Source organism: Sporosarcina cyprini (genome assembly GCF_022048975.1).
GTDB classification, from domain to species: domain Bacteria; phylum Bacillota; class Bacilli; order Bacillales_A; family Planococcaceae; genus Sporosarcina; species Sporosarcina cyprini.
Genome location: NZ_JAKMHX010000022.1, coordinates 124,304 through 147,720, shown reverse-complemented (window position 1 = coordinate 147,720; position 23,417 = coordinate 124,304). Strand labels below are relative to the sequence as shown.

The following is a 23,417-nucleotide window of genomic DNA, read 5'->3' as shown; positions in this document are numbered from 1 at the left end:
TGAACTGCACCCCAATTGTTAGACACCATCTAATAATTGGAGGTGCAGTTTTTCTATGGCTAAATTTACTGTAGAAGATAAGTTACATGCAGTTAATCGTTATTTAAATGGCAGGGAAAGTTCACATGAAATAGCCAAGTCTTTGCAGACAGATAATAAAGCAATCCTTAAGTGGGTCAAACAATACGAATATCATGGTGCCGAAGCTTTTATTAAGTCTTGTACAACTTACACACAACAGTTTAAACTGGACGTACTCAATTACATGATTGAACAGGGCACATCCTTAAATGAAACTGCGGCTATTTTTAAGATCCCTTCCCCTTCTACAATTTTAGTTTGGAGGAAACAGTTGGAGACACAAGGAGTGGATGCCCTTCAATCAAAGAAAAAGGGGCGTCCATCCGTGAAAAAGGAATCCAATCAACAACATAAACCTGCACCGGTTAAAGGGTCTACTGAGGCGCTTGAAGCTCGTATTAAACAACTAGAAATGGAAAACACGTATTTAAAAAAGTTGAATGCCTTAGTTCAAAACAAGGAAAAATCACCAAAAAAGACAAAGCGCAAGTAGTCTTTGAACTAAGGCATGCATATCCGGTAAAGTTACTCGTGAAGCTCGCTGGTATTCCACGGAGTACGTATTATCATTTGGTGGCACGTCTGAATCAGCCAGATCCAGACGCAGATATAAAGGCAGAAATTAAGTCGATTTATGAAGAACACGAAGGACGTTATGGCTATCGTCGTATCCGTGATGAGCTTGCCAATCGTGGACGAAAGGTGAATCATAAGAAGGTTCAGCGCATCATGAGAGAGTTAGGTTTAAAGTGCTTGGTCCGTATGAAAAAATATAAATCTTATAAAGGGACGGTTGGTAAAATCGCGCCTAATAATTTAGAACGCAACTTTACTGCAGATGCCCCAAACGAAAAATGGGTCACCGACATTACGGAATTTAAGCTGTTTGGGGAAAAACTTTATTTATCACCTGTATTGGATTTGTTTAACGGTGAGATCATTACCTATACCATTGGTTCAAGACCAACGTATTCACTTGTTTCCGATATGTTGGAGAAGGCTTTGGAACGCTTGCCGGAGGACCACCAGCTACTAATGCATTCGGATCAAGGTTGGCATTATCAAATGAAGCAATATCGTCACGCACTTGAGTCTAGGGGGATTGTGCAAAGTATGTCCCGCAAGGGAAACTGTTACGACAATTCTGTGATGGAAAATTTCTTTGGCATTATGAAATCCGAGTTCCTCTATTTAAAGGAATTTGAAAGTGTAGAACATTTCAAAATAGAACTGGAAAGATACATCAATTACTATAATACAAAACGGTTGAAGGCAAAATTAAAAATGAGTCCGGTGCAATACCGAACTCATTTTACCCAAGCTGCCTGAAGTAATACCGTGTCTAACTTTTAGGGGTCACTTCAATGTGTGAGGTTTTTTTAATTGAGTATTTTTCGTTAGCCTCACTCGGTTAAGTGGAACGGCATCAAGCTATAGAGTACGGGCTAAGCGGTGATAGGAGGAATTCCCCTTTAATACTTATGTAAAGATGGTGGTAAAGGTCCGAGATTCGGTGGTAAAGCAGCGAGACGGTGGTAATCCCCTTCAAGTCGGTGGTAAAGGTCCGAGAACCGGTGGTAACACCTCGAGAGTCGGTGGTAAAGCCGAGAGTCGGTGGTAATCCCCTTTAAGTCGGTGGTAAAGGTCCGAGAAACGGTGGTAACGCTTCGAAAGTCGGTGGTAACGCCTCGAGAACCGGTGGTAACCACCTTCAAATCGGTAGTAAACTACCTCAAGCTTGTGGAAATTCCTCCAATTCTCCGAACTGTCTTTGCTGCAAAACCAATAAAACTCCATTGATTCACACACATAATTCATAACGCTCCGTGTCGTTCTATGGCAATGTGCACATACTAGGTGGACTACATAGTGGATGGAGGATGACCATGAGACAAATTACAATCAGTTGTCTGGCGGCCGTGATGATGCTTTTTCTATCAGCATGCGGGTTTATAAAAACGGTTCATGATCAGTCGAGTACTCCGCCGTATGAGCCGGAAACGCTGCACATTCAATTTGTGTCGGCCGAGGAGGATGGGGAGCAGGTGAATGCGTTTGCGGATCTGCTGGCCAAAGAGTTGGGCATTCCTGTGGAGCTGAAGCTTACATCTGATTATGAAAAGGCGGGTAAAGACATTCGTTCGAAAAAATCGGATCTAGTGATGATGCAGCCAGCTGATTATGTCGAAGCAAATCAGTCGAGAGAGGCGATCGTTCTGTTGCAGCCCCAGCTGTCCACTGGTGATCCGAAAGAGAAGGTGACCTCCGTAAAGGGACGGATATTATTCGATAAAACAAGCGGTTTTACATCGCTTAAAGATCTTGCTGGAAAAACAATTGCTGTGCAGGAGGGCAAGGCTGTTGTCCAGCTAGGAGATTTAGCCAAGGCGGGAATTGATGTTCAGAAAGACCTTACTTTTGTCTATGTTACCAGTGATACGGAAGGCATTGAGGCGGTGAAAAAAAGGAAGGCGGATGCCTTAATTACTTTGGAGACCACATCTGCGAAGGGTCTCCGCCAATTGGAAACCGAGAATCGAATTCCAAATGATGCGATCGCTGTTCGTCCTGATATGACGGATGAATGGCAGGAGTCCATTAGGCAGACATTTCTTTCGTTGGATGAATCAAAAGAAGGCCGCCAGCTTATCTTAACGCTATTTGGCCATGTAGGCTACGTGCCAGCCGAGGAGAGTGATTTTGACATTATCCGGCAGTCGCAAGAACTCGTGGAAAGATAAGTACTGATCCACTCATGTGGTTTCGGATGGACACATTCGGAGCCACTTTATTTGAATGGCAACCCATGTAAAAAAGGACCGCCCTCGCAGCCCTTAGCCTTTAAACATATTTGTCTTTCCGTCATCCGCATTTTCATATGCAACGAGCGTCACTCCGAGTTCCTTCTCCATCGCATCAAGCGCTTTGAGCTGGACGTCTGTCAGCTCCGCAAGCGGCGTCTCCTCCGGCATCCAATTCTCTTTCATCCGTAGCACACCCTTTCTAAAGTAGTAATAGCATGGACGGTCTGGGCCATGTTATTCAATAGGAAAGGAAACCAATATATGGAATGATGCGTCTATAATAAAACCAAGTAGAGGAGTGGACCGCATGGGTATTACAAGGCAATTGTCCGTAGGAATCGCATTCATTCTCGGCAGTTTCGTTGGGTTCGTCACATTCGTGCTTCAGACAGTTATGCTTTCTGACATTCCCGTTTCATTCACGGCAACAGAAGCGCTCGTTATCCAAGTTCTGTACTTTGTATCGACGCTCTTACTAATGGGTGGTGTACTTTTGATTCCAAGCCGAGTGGGATACGGAGTGGCCCTCTTGCTTTTTACCGCAGTTTTCTTGTTTAACATTCAGGTCTTTGATCGCCGTATGCTGCACGACAGTTATGACCCGGCTCTCCTGCAGATTCAAATGGCGCCTGTTTTGCATGTAGGACTGGTCATCCTGTTCACACTGTTTCTCTTTGTCCTTCAATGGGTCAAACAGCGATTGAACGATCATAAGAGGAAGACCGAACTTTTCATCCATAAAGATCCTTGTTAGAATGTCTGAGCCCCTTCCCAATCACCTGAATTATTGGTATATTTATGGTGTAAAGTATGGTCATTCCATATAGGGGAAGTGGAGGAGGGGTCGGCGTGCATCTTGAAAAAATGTTGCAAATGATTCAAGGATGTTTGGAGCATTCGGATTTGGTTTCGGCGAGGCGGTTGATTGAAGAAAATATGGGGGAGCTGCAGGAGAACCGGCATATCTTGAACCGGAATGTGCGAGAGCTGATGGATGTGCTGACGTCTATGATGGAAATGGGATTCCGGCCGTTAAACCGGCAGGAGATGAATCAAATTCACCATATTAATATGTATGCGTCTACGTTTAATGTCCGCGGCCTGAAATTATCGGTGGCAGAAAATCCGGAGGTGCTCTTGCGGGAGGATATCCATCATTATTTAAATGCCGATGCGAAGGTGTTGCTGGAAGGCATGTCGGCGATTTGATTGTAATAAAATAAAGTAAGGATGGCTGGTTCCTATGCGAAGGAGCTGGCATTTTTCTTTTATAGGTGTCACAAAGCAGCTCCCTATCTCGTTTTATGGTAAACGAGATAAGGAGTGATCAACGTGAAGATAATGACTTGTGTAGTGGTAGGCGGCGGATATGCAGGTATCCATGCCGTTACATCCATACAAAAGTATGTCGGTACTAAATTGACTAAACAAACGCTTCGGCTTATTTTAATTGAAAAGAATCCGTATCATTTACGAAAGGTTTTACTATTTAAGCCGGTGATTGGCGAAGAGGAAATCACGATTCCACTGAAAAAATTGTTTCCTGAAGGGGTTGAAATTATTCAAGCCACAGTAACAAACATTCAGGCGGAAAATAAAAGAATTCATTTTCAAGATAATTTGAGTAAAGAGCATTGTCTGGATTATGATATCCTCGTCCTTGCTGTAGGAAGCAGTATTCGCAAACCGGATCCAGCGCAAGGGGGTATGACGTTAAGCGATATAGAGTCCGCCAGAGAGATCCAAAAGAAGTGGCGTGCCAATCTCAATAAGGCGAAGAGGGAACAAGACATAGCGTTACGGACTGAACTTTTGACAATTGCAGTGGCTGGTGCCGGTATTAGTGGCATGGAAACATCTGCTGAATTGGCACATCACATTCGTAGAGATGCAAAAACAATAGGAATCGATCCAAGTGATGTGAAGATCGTACTTTTGAATTCCCATCCTAGACTTTTTCAAGAAGGTCCAGCTAAAGTGGGAAGGGCATTGGAACAAGCGCTTGTACAAAGAGGCGTTACAGTTAAGCACGGGAGCAAGGTGTTAAAGGAAGAAGGGGGAAGAGTCACGCTTTCAACCGGTGAAAGGCTTTCGGTTGGTCTATGTATCTGGACATTGGGCCTATTGCCTAATCCATTTATTAAAAATTTAGGAATGCCTTTCACGAATGAAGGAGGCGTGATTGTCGATGCATACTATCGGGTGAAGGGACTTCAAGACGTATATTGTATTGGAGACTGTGCCCTTGTAATTGATCCAACTAGCGGGAAGCCGGATGGGAAGACATGTAAGGAAGCTTCAGCTCAAGCAGCTAGACTCGGGCGAATTATATTGGCAGATAAAAAAGGTGGGCGGGCACCTTCACACAAAAGTCATATGGAGTTCTTCTGTATTGCCCTTGGTCCGGACCAAGGTATTGTGTGGCTTCGAAGATGGGGGATGAACATGATGATATCAGGGAAATTAGGCTGGTTCATTAGAAAGTGGACATGGGATATAGCAAGTTTAATTAAACAATAGACAGGTAGTGAGCATGAATGGAGCGAGAAAAAATTGAAGAATATTATGTTCAGTATAAAAGGCTCCTCTTTACGTTAGCTTACCAACTAACCGGCTCTGCTGCCGATGCGGAGGATGTTGTGCAAGATGTTTTCATGAAATTACATGACATGGAACTGAATCGAATTGATGAACCGAAGGCCTACCTTTGTAAAATGGCAACGAACCGGTGTCTGGATCTCTTAAAAACAGCTCGTAGAAAGCGGGAGCAGTATGTTGGTCAATGGCTGCCTGAACCTATTCTAACTTTCGATAATGAATTGGTTGAATCCGTTATACAAAAGGAACTATTATCCTATGCAATGCTCGTGTTGCTGGAGAAACTAACTCCTGCGGAACGGGCTGCATTTGTGCTTTATGAAGCTCTATCCTTTAAATATTCCGTAATCGCCAATGTTATCGGAAAAAGTGAAGCGAATTGCCGTAAGCTGGTCAGTCGGGCGAGAGGAAAGATAGGCGTAAGTACTGGAGCCCCAATCTCTGAAGCAGAGATGGAAGGTAAATGGATTGAAGGGTTTCTATTGGCGCTTGAACAAGGTGACCTGAATCGAGTTATTTCTATTTTGGCGGAAGATGTCACATTAATATCTGATGGGGGAGGAAAGGCATTTGCAGCTATTCATCCGATTCATTCAAGGAATCTTGTCGCCCGCTTCCTTTTAGGGATTAGAAAAAATGTGACACGAGGGGATGATGTGATGGAGGTGACAAATATAAATGGCCAAATCGGACTTATTTATCGTTCGGGCAATCAAGTAGACACTGTAGCATTGTTGCATATTCACGAGGGCGTCGTTCGTAACTTATATTTCATTAGAAACCCAGAAAAATTGAGATATATATAAATCTGGCAAAACATATCGACAATTTGATTGCAATAAATAAGGTGATGGCTGGTTCCTGTGCAAAGGAACTGGCATTTTTTTGTTTTATGGAAACTCTTTAACTGCTAAACCGTATAGATTGTATCATTACCTATCCATTGGGGGTCGTTTTATGGTTTCAGCAATGTTACGTTCAATCGCCACTCGTGATTTATCCCGTTATTGGCCGGATTTTAAACTGGTTGCGTATGCCATCTATGATAGTGAATCGGTGTGTTTATTCAACCATCCAGCGTATCCCGAGGCCACCTCTATTTGTCTTCCTTGGAGCGAGGCGTTTATCGGGAATACAATTATTCTGTTTCAAGGCCATCCTACGGCCATTGTTAAAAAGGACAGCTGCCCGGATGAGGCGAGTTTATTTGCCGTGTTGATTCATGAATTGTTCCATGGCCATCAATATCTCCTGGGCGAGTCTCGTTTTCCCGATGAAATTAAAGGGGTCACCTATCCGCTCCTCGCCGGTAATGCAGCGAGGCGTAATTGTGAGCGGCGGCATTTATATCATGCTGTCATGGAGACGGACCAAAAGGCGAGGGATGAGCATCTTCGCCAATTCATTCTGCACCGGGAGGCTCGTGCTGCCAACATTGAAGATTTCATTGCATACGAGTTGTTGACAGAAACCGTGGAAGGTCCGGCGTGGTATGTGGAGTTAAAGGCGTTTGCCGATCAAAGCGGTGTGACGCTAGAAGATGCGGTTCATCGGTACGGGGAAGCTTTGCTTGATCGAGAGGAGTCTGTCCGTCATCTCCGGCGCAGCTGCTATAGTTCGGGATTGTTCATTTGTCTATTGCTGGATCGGCTTTGTGCGGATTGGGAAAAACAATTCCAGGAAACAGATCAATCGCTTTATTCGTTTTTCCTGCAGTTTGTCGATGTGGAGGGAAGCAACTTGGATGCCGTCCCAGTTACGGAGGAAACTGTGAACATTCTCAAACGAGTTCAAAAAGAAAGGGCTGCGGCATTTGCAACAGTAGAACAGGAGGCGCCCGTTGTTGTGACTATTAACGGAGCCATCCGGGTAACAGGCATTGATCCGATGAATATTACCGCAGGTGAACAAATAGCATTGCATCGGAATTTTTTACGTGTGTTGATTAGTGAACAGGAATACTTGATTCAACATCCGGTCATCGCAAAGTATACAAATCATTTATTTTATTGCCATCAACTGAAGATTATGTTGGACGAGCCGCCGGAAATTGTAGAGCATGGAGTACTTATTAAAGGTGTGGGAGAATTCCGAGGGCGGTTTGATGAGATGTCTTTTACTCTGTCAATTTAATGACTAACAAAACAAAGGTCGGGGGAATATGTTGAATCAATTTGAGAAAGCAGCAAACTTTAGAGACATTGGAGGGTATCAAACGATGGATGGCTCTAGAATGAAAACAGGGGTTTTATTTCGCTCTGGAGCACTATCAAAATTAACAAAGAATGATATAAAACAGTTCGAGCAACTAGATATTAAGCTGGTTTGTGATTTACGCACACAAGATGAATACAAGGCTAAGCCAGCGAAACTATCGGAAAACAACACGGTAAATATTGTAAACGTTCCGCTTCACCAATACGAAACCCAAGACGGGAATCGAATGAAGCTTTTGCGTTTTCTCTTTGGAAAGCAGGGGGAAGCAGAATTTGATGAATTTATTAGAGAGTATTATTACAGGATTGCCTTTGAACGGACTTCGCAAGTAAATGAAATACTTCAGTTGATTGCGGAAGAAAAGAACTTGCCAGCCGTCATTCATTGTACAGCGGGAAAAGATCGAACGGGTATCATCTCTGCGATCATTCAGTTGTTGGTCGGTGTTCCGTATGAAAAAGTGGAAGAGAATTATCTTCTTACGAATCAGTTCTATGCACATAGGCTTGAAAAAATGAGTCGTATCATGGGATGGTTGAGCCTCTTCCGCGTTTCGCCGGAAAGAGTGAAATATATTATGGAAGCAAAGCCGGAGCACCTGAATGAAGTCTACGAAGGCATCTCAAAGGAATACCATTCCATTGAGGAATACTTGCGTAAAGCATGCCAAATCGATAAGCAGGTTGTAGAAAAACTGAAAATGCAATTACTCGAGTGAAGGAAGATAATTTACGGTTTTATCTTTGTTCAACCAACAGTAGAATCATCTTTCAACCAGCCGTTGATAGGCTCCTTACAAGGGATATGATACGCTCAATACAACAGTGCGCGCTGAAAAGAAATCGAGGAGATGGTTGGCATGTTAGATGCAATTCAGATTGGAAGTTATATTTCAAAGCTGCGGAAAGCGCGGGATTGGACGCAGGTGGAGCTGGCGGATCGACTGCATGTGAGTCATCAGGCAGTGTCCAAATGGGAACGGGGGGATTCGTTACCTGACATTACGATGCTGCCTCAACTGGCAGATGTGTTTGATACATCCGTCGACGATTTGATGAATGCAGGGGATATGAATCGTTATGGAAGCAACATGGGACGGATGGTGACTGGCTTTTCCCAAAACCGCCGGGAAGAGGTGGCTGAGATGATCAATGCTGCAGAAGTAGACGTGAACGGATTAATTGAGGTGGCGCCGTTGTTGAAGGCGAGCGAGCTTGCGGATGTGGCGGAGCGTGTCGATCCGAAACTGTTTGATATGGAGATGATCAAGAGGCTTGCGCCTTTTGTGGAAACGGAACTTTTGGATAAGCTCGTGTTGCAGGCAGGGGAGCAGTCGTTTGATTGGAAATTAGTTTCTTCGCTTGCCCCATTTGTCAGTCGGCAGGTGTTGGATCAAATCGTAGAGCAGACTTCTTTTGATCGACTGGATGGCGAGCAGCTATCCCGCCTCGCTCCGTTTTTATCCAAAGAACGGATGGACCGGCTAGTGGAGCAGGCACTGGAAGGGGAATTGGAGTGGAAAGTTGTCGTGCGCTTGGCTCCATTCATTAGCAAGGACATGCTGGGTCGCTTGGTGGATGAAGTGGGATCTGGCAAGTTTAGCGATCGGGATATTATGCAGCTTGCACCTTTCTTAGGGCGGGAAAACTTGACGCGGCTTGTGAATGAAAAAGGGCTTGCCTTCTTGGATCCTGATACGATTGCTCGTCTTGCTCCGTTTATTGATAAAAAAACGTTAAGCGAATGGATTGCCGGTTTGATGGCTCGTCAATAAAATGGTTCGTAGGATAATAGAAGGGCGGGGTTTCCTAATTATGGAGGTCCCGCTTTTTTATTTATTCATAAAGAAAGAATACGCTTGATTTTCTGTAGGGTTTTTGAAAAAACAGGAGAAATAGACCGGATGGCACTTTAGATGCGAACGTATGTGTGGTAAAATAGAAGAGTAATGGCAAGGTGACTCAAGGGTGGTTGGCCATCTCTATTCCCTCGTGGAAAGGGGGTGGTGCGTTTGACAGTATTTGAAGCGCTAATGCTTGTCTTCACGTTCGCGACGTTACTCATTGCAATGCTGTCGTTTCATAACAACAAATAACCCATCCTTGAGTTGAGCGCTCGGATGGGTTACAGTCCTATCTTTGCCGATCCCCTTGAGGGAACCAGCTATTACACGGGCCGTTCAATGTGCAGCCATTGGACGGTCTCTTTTCAATGTATCCGTTATCTATATATAGTATAACGATTTCAGCTGGATTGTTCAAGTTGGTTTTATGCCTTCACGCCTAAGGCGATAGAATATTCCGCCTCTTCCTCTCGTATATTCAAATAAGAGAAACTGGGGGGATGAGGAGAATGAAACGAGCGTTTTTGTTTGGTGCAACAATTGTCATTGGGACGATTTTGGGGATTGTCGTGACAGTTTTTATGGAAAATGGTTTTTAGAGTGTGGAGCTGCCTGGCAAGAGGCGGCTCCTTTTTCGTTTCTTCCTCCGGTGACCCTCCCGCTATTTTTTCTTCTTAATCTGTGCACATACCCCTTGTCCTCGCCTGTTGGCTGCGTATGGTAAAGTGAGGGGAAATCGAGATGTTCGGTAAGGTTCAACTGGCGGGAGGTGAGTCGGACATGTTGTTTTTTGAAGATGAGATTCAAAAGGTGAGAAAGAAGGTAGGTCCTTCGGGAATGCGTGAAATGACAGCGCAGGACCCTCGCATGAATGGCCAGTTGCGAAAGCATTGGCTGGCGGTAGAACAAGAGCGCAAAGAGAGGGATGCTCGGATGAAGCGTCTATTGCAGAGACCCGAGTAATAGGAAAAGCAGGTCCACTGGTGAATGGGAGTGGACCTGCTTTGGGTGGGCTTATTCTCCATCAAATAGTGCATTGGTTAGATCGCCATTGATGCCAATGGCCGCTGCACTTCCGGTTCCTGCCGCGATGACGAGCTGTGCGGGAACGATGTGGGTGGTATCTCCCGCGGCATAGACATTCCAGACGTTTGTTCTGCCGTATCGATCCGTCTGGATGCCGCCAAACTCATTCAGCTCACAGCCGAGCTCGTCTGCAAACGAATGAGGAAGGCTCCAAACGGGTGTGACAAATCCACCTGACCGGTCGATTAGAGTTCCATCCTCCAGCCGGACACTTCGAAGCTGTCCGTTTTTTCCTTCTAATCCTGAAATCATATCCTCATAGACCTTTATTCCTTTGGCGAGCAGCCGGTTGCGCTCCTCCCATTCCAGCCGGCCTTCTCCGTTCGTAAAGACTGCCAGATCTTCACTCCAGATGTATGCTTCTTTTGCTAGTTTATAGACATTTTTGTCCGCGATGACAGCGAGCGGTTTGTCACGTAATTCCCATCCATCGCAATAGGGGCAGCTGAACAGGCTCGTGCCGTAAAATTGCTCGATGTCAGGAATGTTTGGCTGTTCATCTTTTAATCCGGTTGCCAGCAGGATTTTAGTGCTGGAAATTGTATAGCCTTCTGAGGTTGTGATCGAGAACTCGTTTTTAGATAAGCGGATTATGGAGATGACTGTTTCTTTTTTTATTTCCACAGTTGGATACTGTGCTATTTCGGCATGGGCCAGCTTCCTGAACTCTGCTGGCTTGATGCCATCTCGTGTAATAAATCCATGGGCTTCCCGGGTCACCCGATTTCTCGCTTTGTCATCGTCAACCAGCAGGACGCGTCGCCTGGCCCGGCCGAGGACGAGAGCGGCATTCAAGCCGGCAGGCCCGCCGCCGATAATGGCGCAATCGTATTTCATCGTATTGGAACACCCTTTTTATTTGCAGTTTACCCTGACGTTCATGAATTTAGCGCAGTCATCGTGAAAATACATACATCGGCGTGCTCGTTTGTTCGGGTTCAAATCCGAGGCTTTCGTAAAAACCGACAGCTTTCGGATAAGAGACGAGCACTTTCGTATGCATCTCCTCATACCGGTCAAGCATCATATTCATAATCGTTTTACCGATCCCGCTTCCCTGATAGGCTGGGTCTGTCAACACATAGTGAAAATAGACTGCCATGGAATCATCAGATAGCGCGTTCGCCAGGCCGACAAGTTTATCGCCGTCCCATGCGGTCGCCACCGAATGAGAGTTCATAATGGCCTGGTGTAGATCTTCTGGATAGGAAGCAGATTCCCACTCAACGGAATGAAAAAGCCGTTCAATGCCCTCTTTCGTCAAGCCCGCTTTCTCGAATGTGTATGTAATCAATTCTCCTATTCCTCCTTTCTAATGAGAGCAGTAGTTGCTCCCTCTCTTTCTATAACCTACTTTCCTCAGAGATAACCGTTAAACTTCCATTTGAGTTGCTTTGCAATAAAAAACCCTCTTTCCTAAATAGAAAGAGGGATAGATTAGTCTATCAGTTTGATCTTTACATCCCCGACACCGATATCCAATGAAATATCGAGGAAGACATCCGATTGGTCATATGCCTCATTGACATAGATCCTGTTGCCTTGGGAAATGAAACCATCCATGCTCACTGTGCCGATGCCCTTGCTGACGGATAATTTCACGCCGGTTTGTTTTGGCAATAGCAGGGTGACATCACCGACGCCCATGGCGATGCGCGTTTGAAAGCTTTTCGACCAGTCGCCGCTTAAATCGATCGTCGAGTCACTCACGCCGCTGTCAATTTTGAGATTGTTCAACTGTAATCCTTTTAAGTCCAGTGAAGTACTGGAGACTCCCATGTCGACATTTAAGTCGATCGGCACATCGTCGGACAATTGTATATCCCAATCGCTCTTCATTTTATTCTTGAAGAACCCGATTGTCATACGAGGCTGCTGTTTTATTTTCAGTATCCCGGTATTGTTTTTCTTTTTATACGAGATATCAGGGGCATACCGTTTCTCTGTATAATCAAATGTACCCTCCATCCAGTCGTCAGCACCGCCTGAAACATACAGATCCCCAACACCGAAGTTAATATCGACATTCAATGCGCTGACATTGTCCTTTTCGATGGTCTGCTCTTTGCTCAGTGAACTTGCGAAGATACGATTGTATCCATACATACCCAGTATGAGCAAAAACCCCCCGATCAGTCCGAACCACAATACTTTTTTCATTGTCCCATTCTCCTTTTCGCTCGTGAACTTCTTTGTATTCATCATACGTTGAAATCTTAGCAATTCCTACTAGACGCCGGTTTGATTTTATATCGGTCTCGAGTCTGATAGATGAAGGGAATGGGTGATCACTTATTTTTGGGTGAGGACAAAATTGATCCGCACAAGGAGATTGTTCGTTTCGCTGCGCAGTTCTTTATATACTTTTTCAAATTCTTCTTTGTTTTCGGCGGGATTTTCAAATTTCCCGATTTTCTCCCATTTGTACTTCATATTGATCATGATGTCGTACATGGTCATGTCTGTCCCAGTTTGTGGTGCTGGAATTAAAACAGATGGCGAGCCCAGCTGAAAGAAATCTTGGCAAATGACGTTAAATGCCGGGTGATCAAATTCATCATTTTCGATGATATAGCCTAGGTCGTTTAAGGAAGGAGCAGTTAAATAGACCATTTTCATAATTCCGCGCTCTAAGTTTGTCGCCTGCTCCCATGTACGGTATTCAGAAGCGGGCGTTCCCTTTAAGTCATCCGGTTGAACGGACAGGAACCAATCATAGATAAAAGGGATCTCTTCTGGCGGAACTTCGTATGCAGCAAATTCGGATATATCAATGTAGGCATCTCCGAGATTGGTAATATTGCTTATGTTGTCAGATTCGATTGCGCGCACTGGATAGTCATCCAACTCAAAACGAACGAGGCCGCCATTCTTTTCGACCATCTCCATGTACTCTTGTATGGTATGCTCCTTTACCATATTTCCTTCTTCGTTATAGGGAGATGGAATGGCAACTGTAGGAATGGAAAAGTCCGTTTCGTCAACGGTTTCCATTGTTTCTTCGGGCTCTGCTTCTTCACTGCCGGACTCATCTTCTAGTTTTTCCTCTTCCACACGTTTTTGTTCTGTCTCTGTAGCTACTGCCTGGTCTGCCGCGCCTTCTTTTTCCTTTTCCTTATCCGAAGAACATGCGCTTACTATGCAAATTGACAAAAGTAACATCAAGATCTTTTTCATTCTTCTGCCTCCAGTTTCATTGATACCGATAGTACGGATGACAATGAGAGATAGATTCATATAAATGGTCAATTGATACTTTAGCTGTAGCGTTGAACAGCATTGTCAGTTCTTTGGTCGCTTCGGCATAGATGAATCCATCTGCTTGAAGTCATGAGGGAATGGGTATGATGACAATTGAAATGAGCCATACTTTTCCTTGAGAGTAGACGGAATTTCTAGATGAAAGCCGTTCAGCCGTGCACGAATAGACTAAATACATAACGAAAGGAAAGGGATGGAATGGTCGTGGATATTGGCATTCATGACGTGACAGTTCAAAATTACCGGGATATGCTTTGTTTGCATGTGGCGCCTGCTCAGCTCCATTTCATCGAGACGCCCCAGCAATGTCTCCGTGATGCGGAAATTTGGAAGGAGTACCGGCCGGTCGGATTATATGCGGACGGGCTGCTTGTCGGGTTTGCGATGTATGGATTTTTTCCGGGCGAAGCGGTAACGGGGCGATTATGGATCGATCGGGTGTTGATTGATGAATCCCATCAAGGATAAGGGCTCGGGACGTTATTTATGCGGGCGCTGATCGGAAAGCTTGCAGGGGAATATGGTAAGCAGCCTATCTATTTAAGTGTCTATCAGGAGAATACAGGTGCCGTTCATTTATATGAAAAGCTGGGATTTCAATTTATCGATGAGCTCGATGTAAATGGTGAGCATATTATGAAGCTGGAAATGGACAGCTAGCAGAAAGACAAACAGACAGAATCCGGGCAGCTGCCTAAGATTCTGTCTGTTGTTTATTATTGAAGAAGATTCGCCTTTTCTTCGACGGCTTGGATGACTTCGTCGATGGACCTGCCTTTCATTGTGATGACAGGGAAGTTGAATTCATGCGTATTTCCTTCGTTTAATGCACGGACAATGCCGATATCATAACCGGTTACATCTTCGTCCGTGTTAAACATTTTCGCTTCATACCCTTTTGACTGAAGCGCGTTCATTACGTCTTCATACGGTTGCTCCACTGCAATTCGCATCTATTTGCACCCTCCTTTCTTCACACATCTATACAATTCCCCATATCGCCTGTTTTATGAATGAAACGAGGAAACAGCATACCTGATGTTTTCATGTGGAACGGGTATAGTAAAAGGAGAAAGAAGGGAAGACGATGGAAGAAAACCATACAATCGGTTGGCGGATGCAAAACAGTTATGTTGCACTGCCTGAAGTGTTTTATGCAAAAACGGAACCGGAGCCGTCTCCCTCTCCGGAATTGATCGTTTTGAATTATCCTTTGGCGGCTGCTCTCGGTTTGAATGCAAGTGAATTGGAGAAAAAACAGGGCATCGATGAGCTGGCAGGGAACAGTTTGCCGGAAGGAGCGGAGCCGATTTCCCAGGCATATGCGGGCCACCAATTCGGACATTTTACGATGCTTGGCGACGGACGTGCCGTGCTCTTGGGAGAACACATCATGCCGGGTGGAAAGCGCGTGGATATCCAGCTGAAAGGTTCCGGCCGGACGCCGTTTTCCCGCGGGGGTGATGGCCGTGCGGCGCTTGGGCCAATGCTGCGTGAATTTATCATCAGTGAAGCGATTCACGCTCTCGGCATTCCGACCACGCGCAGTTTAGCGGTTGTTGCGACAGGCGAGCCGGTCTACCGGGAAGAGACGCTGGAAGGAGCAGTTCTTACCCGTATAGCTGCAAGCCATTTGCGTGTCGGCACGTTCCAATATGCAGCTGCCCGAAATGTGGTGGAAGACCTTCAGGCGCTTGCTGATTATGCGATCAAGCGGCATTATCCGGAAGTCAAAGAAGCGCAGCATCCGTATGTGGCTTTATTTGAAAAAGTGGTCGAGCGGCAGGCCGAATTAATTGCCCAGTGGCAGCTTGTCGGGTTTATCCATGGGGTCATGAATACCGATAATATGACGATCAGCGGCGAAACAATCGATTATGGGCCGTGTGCGTTTATGGATAGTTACGATCCTGCAACGGTGTTTAGTTCGATTGATCGGCAAGGGCGCTATGCCTACGGAAACCAGCCGGGCATCGGGGAGTGGAATTTGGCAAGATTAGCCGAAGCAATGCTGCCGTTATTTGATGACGAAATCGAGACTGCTATTCAAATAGCAGAAGGGAAGCTGTCCTCCTTCAGGGAGCTTTATCACGAACATTGGCTGCAGGGAATGAGGCGCAAGCTCGGTCTGTTTGCTGAAGAACCGCAGGATGCGGAGCTTGTTGAGGAGTTGCTGGCCGTCATGAAAAACCAAGGAGCGGATTATACGAATACGTTCCGAGCACTGACGCTGGATGACTGGTCGGGTATGCCTATTCGTGAGACGAATGTGTTCAAGGAATGGCTTGCAAAATGGGAAGCCCGGCGTGCGCGGCAAACCGAGACAAAGGAGGAGTCCGCTGAATTAATGCGGGTAAGCAATCCTTCCATCATCCCGCGGAATCATCGTGTGGAAGAAGCATTGGAAGCGGCCGTCGAGCGCGGTGATTTCACGGTCATGGACCGGCTCATGAACGTACTTGCAAAGCCGTATTCGTACACGGAGGAACAGGCGGAATATACAACTCCATCTGTCTCCAATGTTCCGTATCGAACCTATTGTGGAACATAACGAAGAGCGACCGTCACATTAGTGTGGCGGTCGTTTTCAATAGGGTAGCTCCATAAGGACGGATCAATAAATTCATCTCCTGTAAACGAAGCATCTATTATACCTGCCCCATTCATGCCAGCCCGTTGTAAAGGGCAAGCATTCATTGCTTTCGTACCGACAGGGGATCAAAATAAATTTCGTAGCCGTTATGGTGGACGGACAAACCGAATCGTGCGTGGTAATGGGCAATGGACAGCTCCAAGTACTCCGCTGTCACTTCGAGATGGGCACAAACTTCTTCAATGGAACGATAATTCAACTCATGGCATTCGATTAATTTATCGAGCGATACAATTTTCTCATAGCCCCATCTTCTCGCTAGCAATTCCAATTTCCAATTCCGCAGAGATTGAAGGTTGGTAATATCCCCATATGTTGTTTCGTAATGGCCCAGTTCTTCGGCCAAGATGCAATGCTTCTCGTAGTTGCTGCGCCGCTGGTCAATCAATATCATATTATCCATATAGAGGCCAGCCAGCCCAGTTGGCATGGTTTTTACCTCTTTGATCACGAGATGGGGATATTGGGCGATGAGGGATTCATAGGTCATGCAACCACCTCACTTTCGTTGGGATTTAATAAATTGGATATACTTTTTTATTTCCTCCATCTCTTCTTGCGTCAAATCATCGTCAATATGTGTGGCAATTGTTTCAATAGACTGCTTCTCCGAAACTTGTAATCCGAGAAGGCCATCAATGGAGACATGAAAAGTTTCCGCAATCGCCTTCATCATCCTCGTTTTCGGCTCGATCGTCCCCGATTCCCACTTCGAAACCATTCCCTTCGTTATGGAGAGTCCTTGATGCTTATTAATGCGTTCCGCAAATTCCTCTTGCGATAATTTGTTATCCAACCGGATGTTTTTCAATGCGTGGCCCAAAGATTGCATATCTTTCCCTCCTACTTATTACTTCCAGTATAGTCTGTGGTTTCAATAATGACAACTTTTTTATTAAAAAGTTATTGAAAGTGAAACGGAACATATGTTACCTTATGTAATAATATAGTTTCACTTTTGAAACAATTGAAGGATTTTGTTTCATTAATGAAACAAGAAGGGGTGAGTATGATGACATTTATGGAAATGGAACAAATGGTGAGGGATTATCACTGGATGATCAACAGCGTTAAGGTCATTCGGGAAGGAATGGGCGATATGGGCGGATTGACAGCGCAATATGGCGTAGAGGCAGCTATGCCAAAACGAAAAGGGGGGCATAGCGATCCGATTTATCGGGAAGCAACAAGGAGGGAACGCCGTTTGAAAAAAGTGTACGAGTATGAAAGGAAAATTGAACTTGTTCAAGAACGGATGGCGCTCATTGAGGACGACAGGGAATTGGAAGTCCTTCATTGGATGCTGGAGGGGAAAAGCCTTCGCTGGATCGGCCGCCATATGCAGCTATCCGATCGTCATGTCGGTCGAATCAAAGACGCTGTCATCCAGCAGCTCATTCAGGAAGCGCCGGTTGTCGTGAAATGAATGGAAGGTAGGCTGATTGAGTTTGAAGTTGTCATTAGCATAGGGTGCATGTGAAGCTGGTTTACAGTAGTGGATCATTTTATGTTAGCGGCAGCAAACTAGTTCAGATGGGTGGAAAACGTGGCGATGTACGGAGATACCCGAATTTCCTACGGCGTTTCAGCAGGAGGAAGAGTTAATTCGCAACGAGGAACTGTCCATCTATATATCAGGTCGCAAATGTCGCAAGCGCCGCATAGGTCGGGAATATGACGGGGAGGATTTTTTTCGGTTACAATGGGGGCAAGCCAAAAAAGAGTAAGAGGGATCGGCGGAATACAGTGTGGAGGGAGCGTCCAAAAGGGCGTTCTTTTTTTATTCCAAAAAGGGAGGGATGGGATGGATGCCAAGGAACTGATTGGTTATTTTTTGACGCAGGGGCCATTTGCTGTGTTGTTCGTTTGGCTGTTTTGGTATCAAGTGAAAAGCAGTGAATCAAGGGAGCGTCGGTATCAGGAGCTGTTGAAAGCGTTGGCGGATAAATATGACGACATCTCTAATGAAATACGTGAAGTAAAGGAGCGATTGCCACCCAAATAGGCATCGCTTTTTTTATTACCTGAAAGGGGGGTGGTGCGGATGTAGAAGGAGATGAGTCGTTCGTTGCAAAGGTCATGGGAATCCAATAAAAAATGAAAATTAGAGGAGGAAGTAAAATGGTTAAAATTTATCTAGATCCAGGACATGGTGGAACTGACGGTGGCGCTTCAGCAAATGGGTTAAAGGAGAAAGATGTGACGCTCGCAATCGCGACTCGCGTACGAAATATTTTGGTGAATGAATATACGAATGCTTCCGTTCGGATGAGCCGTACAGGAGATCAGACAGTCAGTTTGACGCAACGGACGAATGACGCCAACGCATGGGGAGCGGACTTCTATTTGAGCATCCACATTAATGCAGGAGGTGGCACGGGGTATGAGGATTTTATTCACAGCAATCTGTCCGATTCCTCTACTACTGCTCAATTGCGTAACACGATCCATGCAGAAATCGTAAAGTTGATCGATATGACGAACCGAGGCAAGAAGAAGGCAAACTTCCACGTCCTGCGGGAATCCAACATGCATGCGATGTTGACGGAGAATGGCTTTATTGATAATGCCACGGATGCAGCAAAAATGAAAACGTCCGCATGGCTGGACAAAGCGGCGCGCGGCCATGCCAATGGACTGGCGAAAGCGCTTGGTCTTATTAAGTCAAGCACGCCGCCGCCATCCGGCAGTGTAGTATATCGTGTTGTCACAGGTTCATTCACATCCCGCGCGAACGCCGATCAGCGTGTTGCGGAGCTCAAAGCGAAAGGATTCGACAGCTTCATCGATATCTTTACGCAAAGCGGGGTTACGTATTATCGAGTCATCACGGGTTCTTTTGCGGATAAAGCCAATGCGGACAAGCAAGTGGCAGACCTGCAACGGGCTGGTTTTGAAGCGTTTATCATTGCTGTGGAGCAATAAGAAATTCGACATGGGCAACCTTGATGGGTGCCAAGTGCTAATGGGGGCCGTTTTTCCGCACGGGTGGACGGCCTCTTTCATTTTAGTCTAAAGAGGCCGCTTCAATTAAGAAGCGGCCTCATTCTTATAAATCCTCTAGCGCAACAATTTCCCCGCTGACAGCATCTACAGCTACGTCTGAATCAATCAATCCGCATAATATATATGTTTTGGAACGAAAATCATATACATAGACAGGTTCCATGGTGATATAAGGCACGAGCGACTCGTAGGCTGTCTCGTGATCAATTTTAGCTGGCTCTGCTGGCTTAAACGTGTTAAACATGTCCTGCAGCATCGGCCGGTTGTCCATTAGATTGACGACATTCATCGTTTCCTTATCGATAAAGAGAACCAGCTTCGGACGTAAAACATCGCTTGCTGTGCTTTCGGCAGCATAACAGAATGCATGGATGTATCGCTGCTCGGGCTGCAGCATCTTCAAGCGCCATTTCCCGCTCTCTTCGGGATATTCCATTCGTAACGCATTCAGCACCGCTGATTTGCACTGTTCTACCTGTTCGTCAGAGAGGCAGAAGGTTATTCCCGAACTTTCTTGGAAGGCTTTATTCACATCCACCGCCTCTGATGACCGCAAGGGGCTTCTGTTAATGGATCCATTCAAAGGTTCCGTCCACTCCAATAAGTCTCCCACCTGCACCGCCATTCGCTCATCCGTGAAAAAGGGAAGACAGGTCGAGCCATCAGCTGTAATATACACTTCGTCCACCGTATACGCCGAAACGAATTTCCCTTTCATTTCGGAAGGGAATTCAAACAGTTTGACGTGCTGTTGAACAAGCGGTTCTATTTCCTCGAGCGTCGTCTCGAACTCTTGTTGAGCGATTGCATTCTGATCCGGCGCTTTTCCATATGTCGTAAAGGACAGCAGTCTCCCTTGGCCATCGCAGTTCACCTCGGCCTGAAAGGAAGGTGATAGACGGACGCCATTTGCTTCTGAATGAAATAACGCTCCTGTTCCATAGAAATCCTGTACAAAGAAGTCACGGCCGAATTGGAATCCTGTCATTCGTTCCACGAAGGAGGCCATTTCCTCCACCGTTCTTTTCTCGAATGGATGATGTGTCGAATCAGTTTGCTCCATCACAAAAATAACACTTTCAAAACGTTTCTCCTGAAGATGATAATCAAGGATAGCGGCACCTTCAGGATTCTCGTCTTCTTCTACTTCGCCTGCGGAAAGCGGAAACCACTCCATAGAAAGCTGATAATACGGTTCTCCTAAGACGTCTTGTTTTTGAAAAATCGCATGGCGACCCAGCCGATAGGTTTCAAGGCCAAATTCAGCTTGAGCTTGATCTGCGATTGCTTGTATTCTGTTATCCATAAATCCTCCCATGTTCTTTTACTATTCACACTGTAGCATGCTGCTCACCGCAGATTCAAAAAATAATAGAAAAAACCCGAATGCGCATGACGCATTCCGGGTTTATATGGCGTTTCCTTGCAGCATCTTCCCGAGGTCCGCAGCCGATTGCGGCTTGGCGAAATAATAGCCTTGAATAAGATTGCATCCCTCTTTTTCAAGCCATTCCGCTTGTTCCTTCTCCTCCACGCCTTCCATAAGCACTTGCAAGTTCAAGTTATGGCCGAGCTGGATGATGGAACGGACGATGGCTTCCTGTCCTGGATTGCCGATTAGATTATGCAAAAAGGAGCGGTCGATTTTCAGCACATCAATCGGCAGTTCTTTTAAATTGCTAAAAGAGGAATAGCCGGTGCCGAAGTCGTCAAGTGAGATTTGGATGCCCAAATCATGCAAGTGACTAAGGCGGCCATTCGTCTTTTCAGCCAGGCCAAGCGAGGCGGATTCCGTCAACTCCAATTCTAAAAAGCTCGGATCCATCTTCGTTTCCTCTAAAATACTTAGCAAACCTGGCAGAAAGTCCTCCCTTGCGAGTTGGAGAGGTGAAATGTTTACCGCCATCATCGGCGGCTCCTCCAATTCTCGCTGCCACTTGCCCCATTGCAGGCAGGCTTCCCGCAAGACCCAGTCTCCGATTTTATGAATTAACCCTTTCTCCTCCGCGATGGGAATGAACTCGGCAGGCGAGATAAAGCCATGCTGCGGATGAATCCATCGTAACAACGCTTCGACACCTTTCACTTTACCTGTCCCCACTGCCACTTTTGGCTGGTATACGAGATGAAGTTCATCTTGGTCGATCGCTATGGATAAGGCCTCTTCGATCTGAAGCGTTCTACGATATTGGTCGTTTAGCTCCAAAGTGAAGGCAGTCACTTGGTTTTTCCCATTCCGTTTAGACTCGGACATAGCCAAATCTGCAAATTGAAGCAATTCATTCGGATTGGCGGCGTCTTCCGGAAAGACGCAGGTGCCAGCACTGATGGAGACGGCCAGCTGGGAACCATGAATGGAAAGGGGTTCATTCATCGCAGATACACAAGCCTCTGCCAGGTGGTAACAATCTGCCGCATGGCCATCCGCTAACAGGACGACAAATTCATCTCCGCCGACCCGGGCGAGAAAGCCTTTGTCAGCAATGATCGTTTCCAGCCGGCCGGCAATCTGGCGGAGAAGCTGATCTCCCGCTTGGTGGCCAAGTGTGTCGTTAGCGAATTTCATCCGGTCGACATTTAAAAAAATACAGCCGATGGTTTTCTTAGTGTCGAACCAACTGGCAAGCGTTGCATCCAGCTTATAGCGGTTAGGAAGCCTAGTGAGCGAATCATGATACGCCATATAACTAATTTGTTTTTCATTTTCGATCTGTTCAGTAATATCCCGCAGGAACCAGAGGGAATGGTGAAGGGCTTCTTCCTGAATCGGTCGTCGCTTCACTTCTAGAATCAATGAATGGATCGCCACGTGAAAGTTTTGATTACTCATAATCTGTTCTGTTAATTCGGGATGGTAATGCTGCAGTTTTTCGAACCGTTGTCCAGAATCCACCTCTCCCATTAATTGACGGAATGAAGGGTTGGCGTGCAAAATAGTCCCTGTTTGATCCGTAATAACAATGCCGTCCGCGATGGAATCCAATAACGTATTTTGGACGAGTTCCCGTTTCTGCCAGAGACGATCCAAAATGATGGAACCGAAAAATAGGGCAAAGATGAACAGGGTCACGCCAGCCACGAACCAGGCAAGACGTGTCGTATCCAAACCATCTGGAAACGGACCGGAATTTGTCATGCTGGAAAATGTCGCCGCTACCATGCCGGTATAATGCATGCCGGTAATCGCGACAGCCATAATGAGGGAAAAGACGATCTTTAATTTCCATGACATGTCTCGGCGGGCATAAGGAGAGAGGAAGCCGATCCAGATGGCGACCCAAGAAGCCGCAATGGCGATCAATATGGAAATCGCAAATAGAACCGGATTGTAGACGATGGCGACTGCTTCAAGTGCCGCCATGCCGACGTAATGCATGGATGCAATGCCAGACCCCATAATAATCCCGGATAGAAAAAAACGGATTTTGCTTTTATGATTTACGGATATAATGAAATAGCCGAAATAACACCCGACAATCGCAATCACCACTGAGATAGCGACAAGCAGAGTGTTGTAATAGACGGGGACCGGGAATTGATAGGAGAGCATGGCGATGAAATGCATCGACCAGATGCCAATTCCGAGCGTTCCTGCTCCGAGTATAAGCCAAATGCGCTTAGCTGATTGGCGGGTGAACGTTACACGCCGGGCCAAGACAATTGAGGCGTATGCGGACATCGTCGCTATTAAATAAGACAGCGCAACAAGGTAAGGAATATGATGATGGTCCGACATGGAAGTGATTGAATGATCCACAATAACACCTCTAGATTAGGATGATACCGAATATATCGGTAAACTGCAGACTTTTATAAGAGGAGAAGCACCTATATTTTAATTTTAAAATTCCCGGTCTTATGTTTCAAA

General features: G+C 45.8%; 26 protein-coding genes and 1 pseudogene. 17 read left to right on the top strand and 10 right to left on the bottom strand.

Going from position 1 to position 23,417, the window contains the following annotated elements:
- Positions 1-55 precede the first annotated feature (55 nt).
- Together L7D49_RS08430 and L7D49_RS08425 are read left to right on the top strand one after the other, a co-directional pair.
- Positions 56-1,410 (top strand): IS3 family transposase gene (locus L7D49_RS08430; RefSeq protein WP_238080140.1). Its coding sequence is split into 2 segments (ribosomal slippage): positions 56-509 and positions 509-1,410, totalling 1,356 coding nucleotides; the frame shifts between segments, so codons are not numbered across the junction.
- A 557-nt stretch (positions 1,411-1,967) separates the two neighbouring features.
- A complete protein-coding gene (locus L7D49_RS08425; RefSeq protein WP_238080384.1) occupies positions 1,968-2,822 on the top strand; it encodes a phosphate/phosphite/phosphonate ABC transporter substrate-binding protein in 855 nt (284 codons plus the stop codon).
- 93 nt (positions 2,823-2,915) lie between these two features.
- Here the strand turns inward: L7D49_RS08425 and L7D49_RS08420 are convergent, their stop codons facing one another.
- Positions 2,916-3,068: a hypothetical protein gene (locus L7D49_RS08420; protein WP_238080383.1), complete on the bottom strand. Its 153-nt coding sequence runs from the start codon at positions 3,066-3,068 to the stop codon at positions 2,916-2,918.
- A gap of 124 nt (positions 3,069-3,192) precedes the next feature.
- Between L7D49_RS08420 and L7D49_RS08415 the strand changes: the two genes are divergently transcribed.
- The 9 genes from L7D49_RS08415 (at position 3,193) to L7D49_RS08375 (ending at position 10,506) form a co-directional block, all read left to right on the top strand.
- Positions 3,193-3,639 carry a hypothetical protein gene (locus tag L7D49_RS08415; protein WP_238080382.1) on the top strand — a complete coding sequence of 149 codons (447 nt, stop codon included), beginning with the start codon at positions 3,193-3,195 and terminating at the stop codon, positions 3,637-3,639.
- Between the two features lie 95 nt (positions 3,640-3,734).
- Positions 3,735-4,094 carry a hypothetical protein gene (locus tag L7D49_RS08410; protein WP_238080381.1) on the top strand — a complete coding sequence of 120 codons (360 nt, stop codon included), beginning with the start codon at positions 3,735-3,737 and terminating at the stop codon, positions 4,092-4,094.
- Positions 4,095-4,208: 114 nt separating this feature from the next.
- Positions 4,209-5,405 carry an NAD(P)/FAD-dependent oxidoreductase gene (locus L7D49_RS08405; protein WP_238080380.1) on the top strand — a complete coding sequence of 399 codons (1,197 nt, stop codon included), beginning with the start codon at positions 4,209-4,211 and terminating at the stop codon, positions 5,403-5,405.
- A gap of 17 nt (positions 5,406-5,422) precedes the next feature.
- Positions 5,423-6,289: an RNA polymerase sigma factor SigJ gene (sigJ, locus tag L7D49_RS08400; protein ID WP_269135902.1), complete on the top strand. Its 867-nt coding sequence runs from the start codon at positions 5,423-5,425 to the stop codon at positions 6,287-6,289.
- 151 nt (positions 6,290-6,440) lie between these two features.
- The gene (locus L7D49_RS08395) at positions 6,441-7,616 is read left to right on the top strand and encodes a hypothetical protein (RefSeq protein WP_238080379.1); all 1,176 of its coding nucleotides are present in this window, start codon (positions 6,441-6,443) and stop codon (positions 7,614-7,616) included.
- A 31-nt stretch (positions 7,617-7,647) separates the two neighbouring features.
- Positions 7,648-8,418: a tyrosine-protein phosphatase gene (locus tag L7D49_RS08390; protein WP_238080378.1), complete on the top strand. Its 771-nt coding sequence runs from the start codon at positions 7,648-7,650 to the stop codon at positions 8,416-8,418.
- A gap of 141 nt (positions 8,419-8,559) precedes the next feature.
- The gene (locus tag L7D49_RS08385) at positions 8,560-9,474 is read left to right on the top strand and encodes a helix-turn-helix domain-containing protein (protein WP_238080377.1); all 915 of its coding nucleotides are present in this window, start codon (positions 8,560-8,562) and stop codon (positions 9,472-9,474) included.
- Between the two features lie 231 nt (positions 9,475-9,705).
- Positions 9,706-9,795, top strand: coding sequence for a putative holin-like toxin (locus L7D49_RS08380; RefSeq protein WP_238080376.1), 90 nt, complete (start codon positions 9,706-9,708; stop codon positions 9,793-9,795).
- Between the two features lie 489 nt (positions 9,796-10,284).
- Positions 10,285-10,506 carry a hypothetical protein gene (locus L7D49_RS08375; RefSeq protein WP_238080375.1) on the top strand — a complete coding sequence of 74 codons (222 nt, stop codon included), beginning with the start codon at positions 10,285-10,287 and terminating at the stop codon, positions 10,504-10,506.
- Between the two features lie 51 nt (positions 10,507-10,557).
- Here the strand turns inward: L7D49_RS08375 and L7D49_RS08370 are convergent, their stop codons facing one another.
- The 4 genes from L7D49_RS08370 to L7D49_RS08355 form a co-directional block, all read right to left on the bottom strand.
- Positions 10,558-11,466 carry an NAD(P)/FAD-dependent oxidoreductase gene (locus L7D49_RS08370; protein WP_238080374.1) on the bottom strand — a complete coding sequence of 303 codons (909 nt, stop codon included), beginning with the start codon at positions 11,464-11,466 and terminating at the stop codon, positions 10,558-10,560.
- A gap of 58 nt (positions 11,467-11,524) precedes the next feature.
- Positions 11,525-11,923 carry a GNAT family N-acetyltransferase gene (locus L7D49_RS08365; RefSeq protein WP_238080373.1) on the bottom strand — a complete coding sequence of 133 codons (399 nt, stop codon included), beginning with the start codon at positions 11,921-11,923 and terminating at the stop codon, positions 11,525-11,527.
- 143 nt (positions 11,924-12,066) lie between these two features.
- Entirely contained in the window at positions 12,067-12,789 is a 723-nt protein-coding gene (locus L7D49_RS08360) for a toast rack family protein (RefSeq protein ID WP_238080372.1), read from the bottom strand.
- A gap of 132 nt (positions 12,790-12,921) precedes the next feature.
- Positions 12,922-13,806 (bottom strand): hypothetical protein, encoded by an 885-nt coding sequence (locus L7D49_RS08355; RefSeq protein WP_238080371.1) that lies wholly within the window; start codon positions 13,804-13,806, stop codon positions 12,922-12,924.
- A 282-nt stretch (positions 13,807-14,088) separates the two neighbouring features.
- Here L7D49_RS08355 and L7D49_RS20275 point away from each other — a divergent pair, with 282 nt between their 5' ends.
- Entirely contained in the window at positions 14,089-14,358 is a 270-nt protein-coding gene (locus tag L7D49_RS20275) for a hypothetical protein (RefSeq protein WP_272493173.1), read from the top strand.
- Between the two features lie 12 nt (positions 14,359-14,370).
- A pseudogene (locus L7D49_RS20270) lies at positions 14,371-14,550 on the top strand (GNAT family N-acetyltransferase); the annotation flags it as partial.
- Between the two features lie 56 nt (positions 14,551-14,606).
- Here L7D49_RS20270 and L7D49_RS08345 read toward each other — a convergent pair.
- Positions 14,607-14,843, bottom strand: a complete 237-nt coding sequence (locus tag L7D49_RS08345; protein ID WP_238080370.1) for a YkuS family protein — start codon at positions 14,841-14,843, stop codon at positions 14,607-14,609.
- 134 nt (positions 14,844-14,977) lie between these two features.
- Between L7D49_RS08345 and L7D49_RS08340 the strand changes: the two genes are divergently transcribed.
- Entirely contained in the window at positions 14,978-16,441 is a 1,464-nt protein-coding gene (locus tag L7D49_RS08340; RefSeq protein WP_238080369.1) for a protein adenylyltransferase SelO, read from the top strand.
- Positions 16,442-16,583: 142 nt separating this feature from the next.
- On the opposite strand, the gene L7D49_RS08335 is transcribed toward L7D49_RS08340, so the two are convergent.
- Together L7D49_RS08335 and L7D49_RS08330 are read right to left on the bottom strand one after the other, a co-directional pair.
- A complete protein-coding gene (locus tag L7D49_RS08335) occupies positions 16,584-17,033 on the bottom strand; it encodes an ImmA/IrrE family metallo-endopeptidase (RefSeq protein ID WP_238080368.1) in 450 nt (149 codons plus the stop codon).
- Positions 17,034-17,042: 9 nt separating this feature from the next.
- Positions 17,043-17,375: a helix-turn-helix domain-containing protein gene (locus tag L7D49_RS08330; protein WP_238080367.1), complete on the bottom strand. Its 333-nt coding sequence runs from the start codon at positions 17,373-17,375 to the stop codon at positions 17,043-17,045.
- A 177-nt stretch (positions 17,376-17,552) separates the two neighbouring features.
- Here L7D49_RS08330 and L7D49_RS08325 point away from each other — a divergent pair, with 177 nt between their 5' ends.
- From L7D49_RS08325 to L7D49_RS08315, 3 genes are all read left to right on the top strand, one after another.
- The gene (locus L7D49_RS08325; protein ID WP_238080366.1) at positions 17,553-17,969 is read left to right on the top strand and encodes a helix-turn-helix domain-containing protein; all 417 of its coding nucleotides are present in this window, start codon (positions 17,553-17,555) and stop codon (positions 17,967-17,969) included.
- Positions 17,970-18,347: 378 nt separating this feature from the next.
- Positions 18,348-18,548, top strand: coding sequence for a BhlA/UviB family holin-like peptide (locus tag L7D49_RS08320; RefSeq protein WP_238080365.1), 201 nt, complete (start codon positions 18,348-18,350; stop codon positions 18,546-18,548).
- A 116-nt stretch (positions 18,549-18,664) separates the two neighbouring features.
- On the top strand, positions 18,665-19,468 hold the full coding sequence (locus L7D49_RS08315; protein ID WP_238080364.1) for an N-acetylmuramoyl-L-alanine amidase: 804 nt from the start codon (positions 18,665-18,667) through the stop codon (positions 19,466-19,468).
- Positions 19,469-19,592: 124 nt separating this feature from the next.
- On the opposite strand, the gene L7D49_RS08310 is transcribed toward L7D49_RS08315, so the two are convergent.
- Together L7D49_RS08310 and L7D49_RS08305 are read right to left on the bottom strand one after the other, a co-directional pair.
- On the bottom strand, positions 19,593-20,855 hold the full coding sequence (locus L7D49_RS08310) for a hypothetical protein (RefSeq protein ID WP_238080363.1): 1,263 nt from the start codon (positions 20,853-20,855) through the stop codon (positions 19,593-19,595).
- Between the two features lie 102 nt (positions 20,856-20,957).
- Complete coding sequence (locus L7D49_RS08305) at positions 20,958-23,306, bottom strand: bifunctional diguanylate cyclase/phosphodiesterase (RefSeq protein ID WP_238080362.1); 2,349 nt, start codon at positions 23,304-23,306, stop codon at positions 20,958-20,960.
- Positions 23,307-23,417 lie beyond the last annotated feature (111 nt).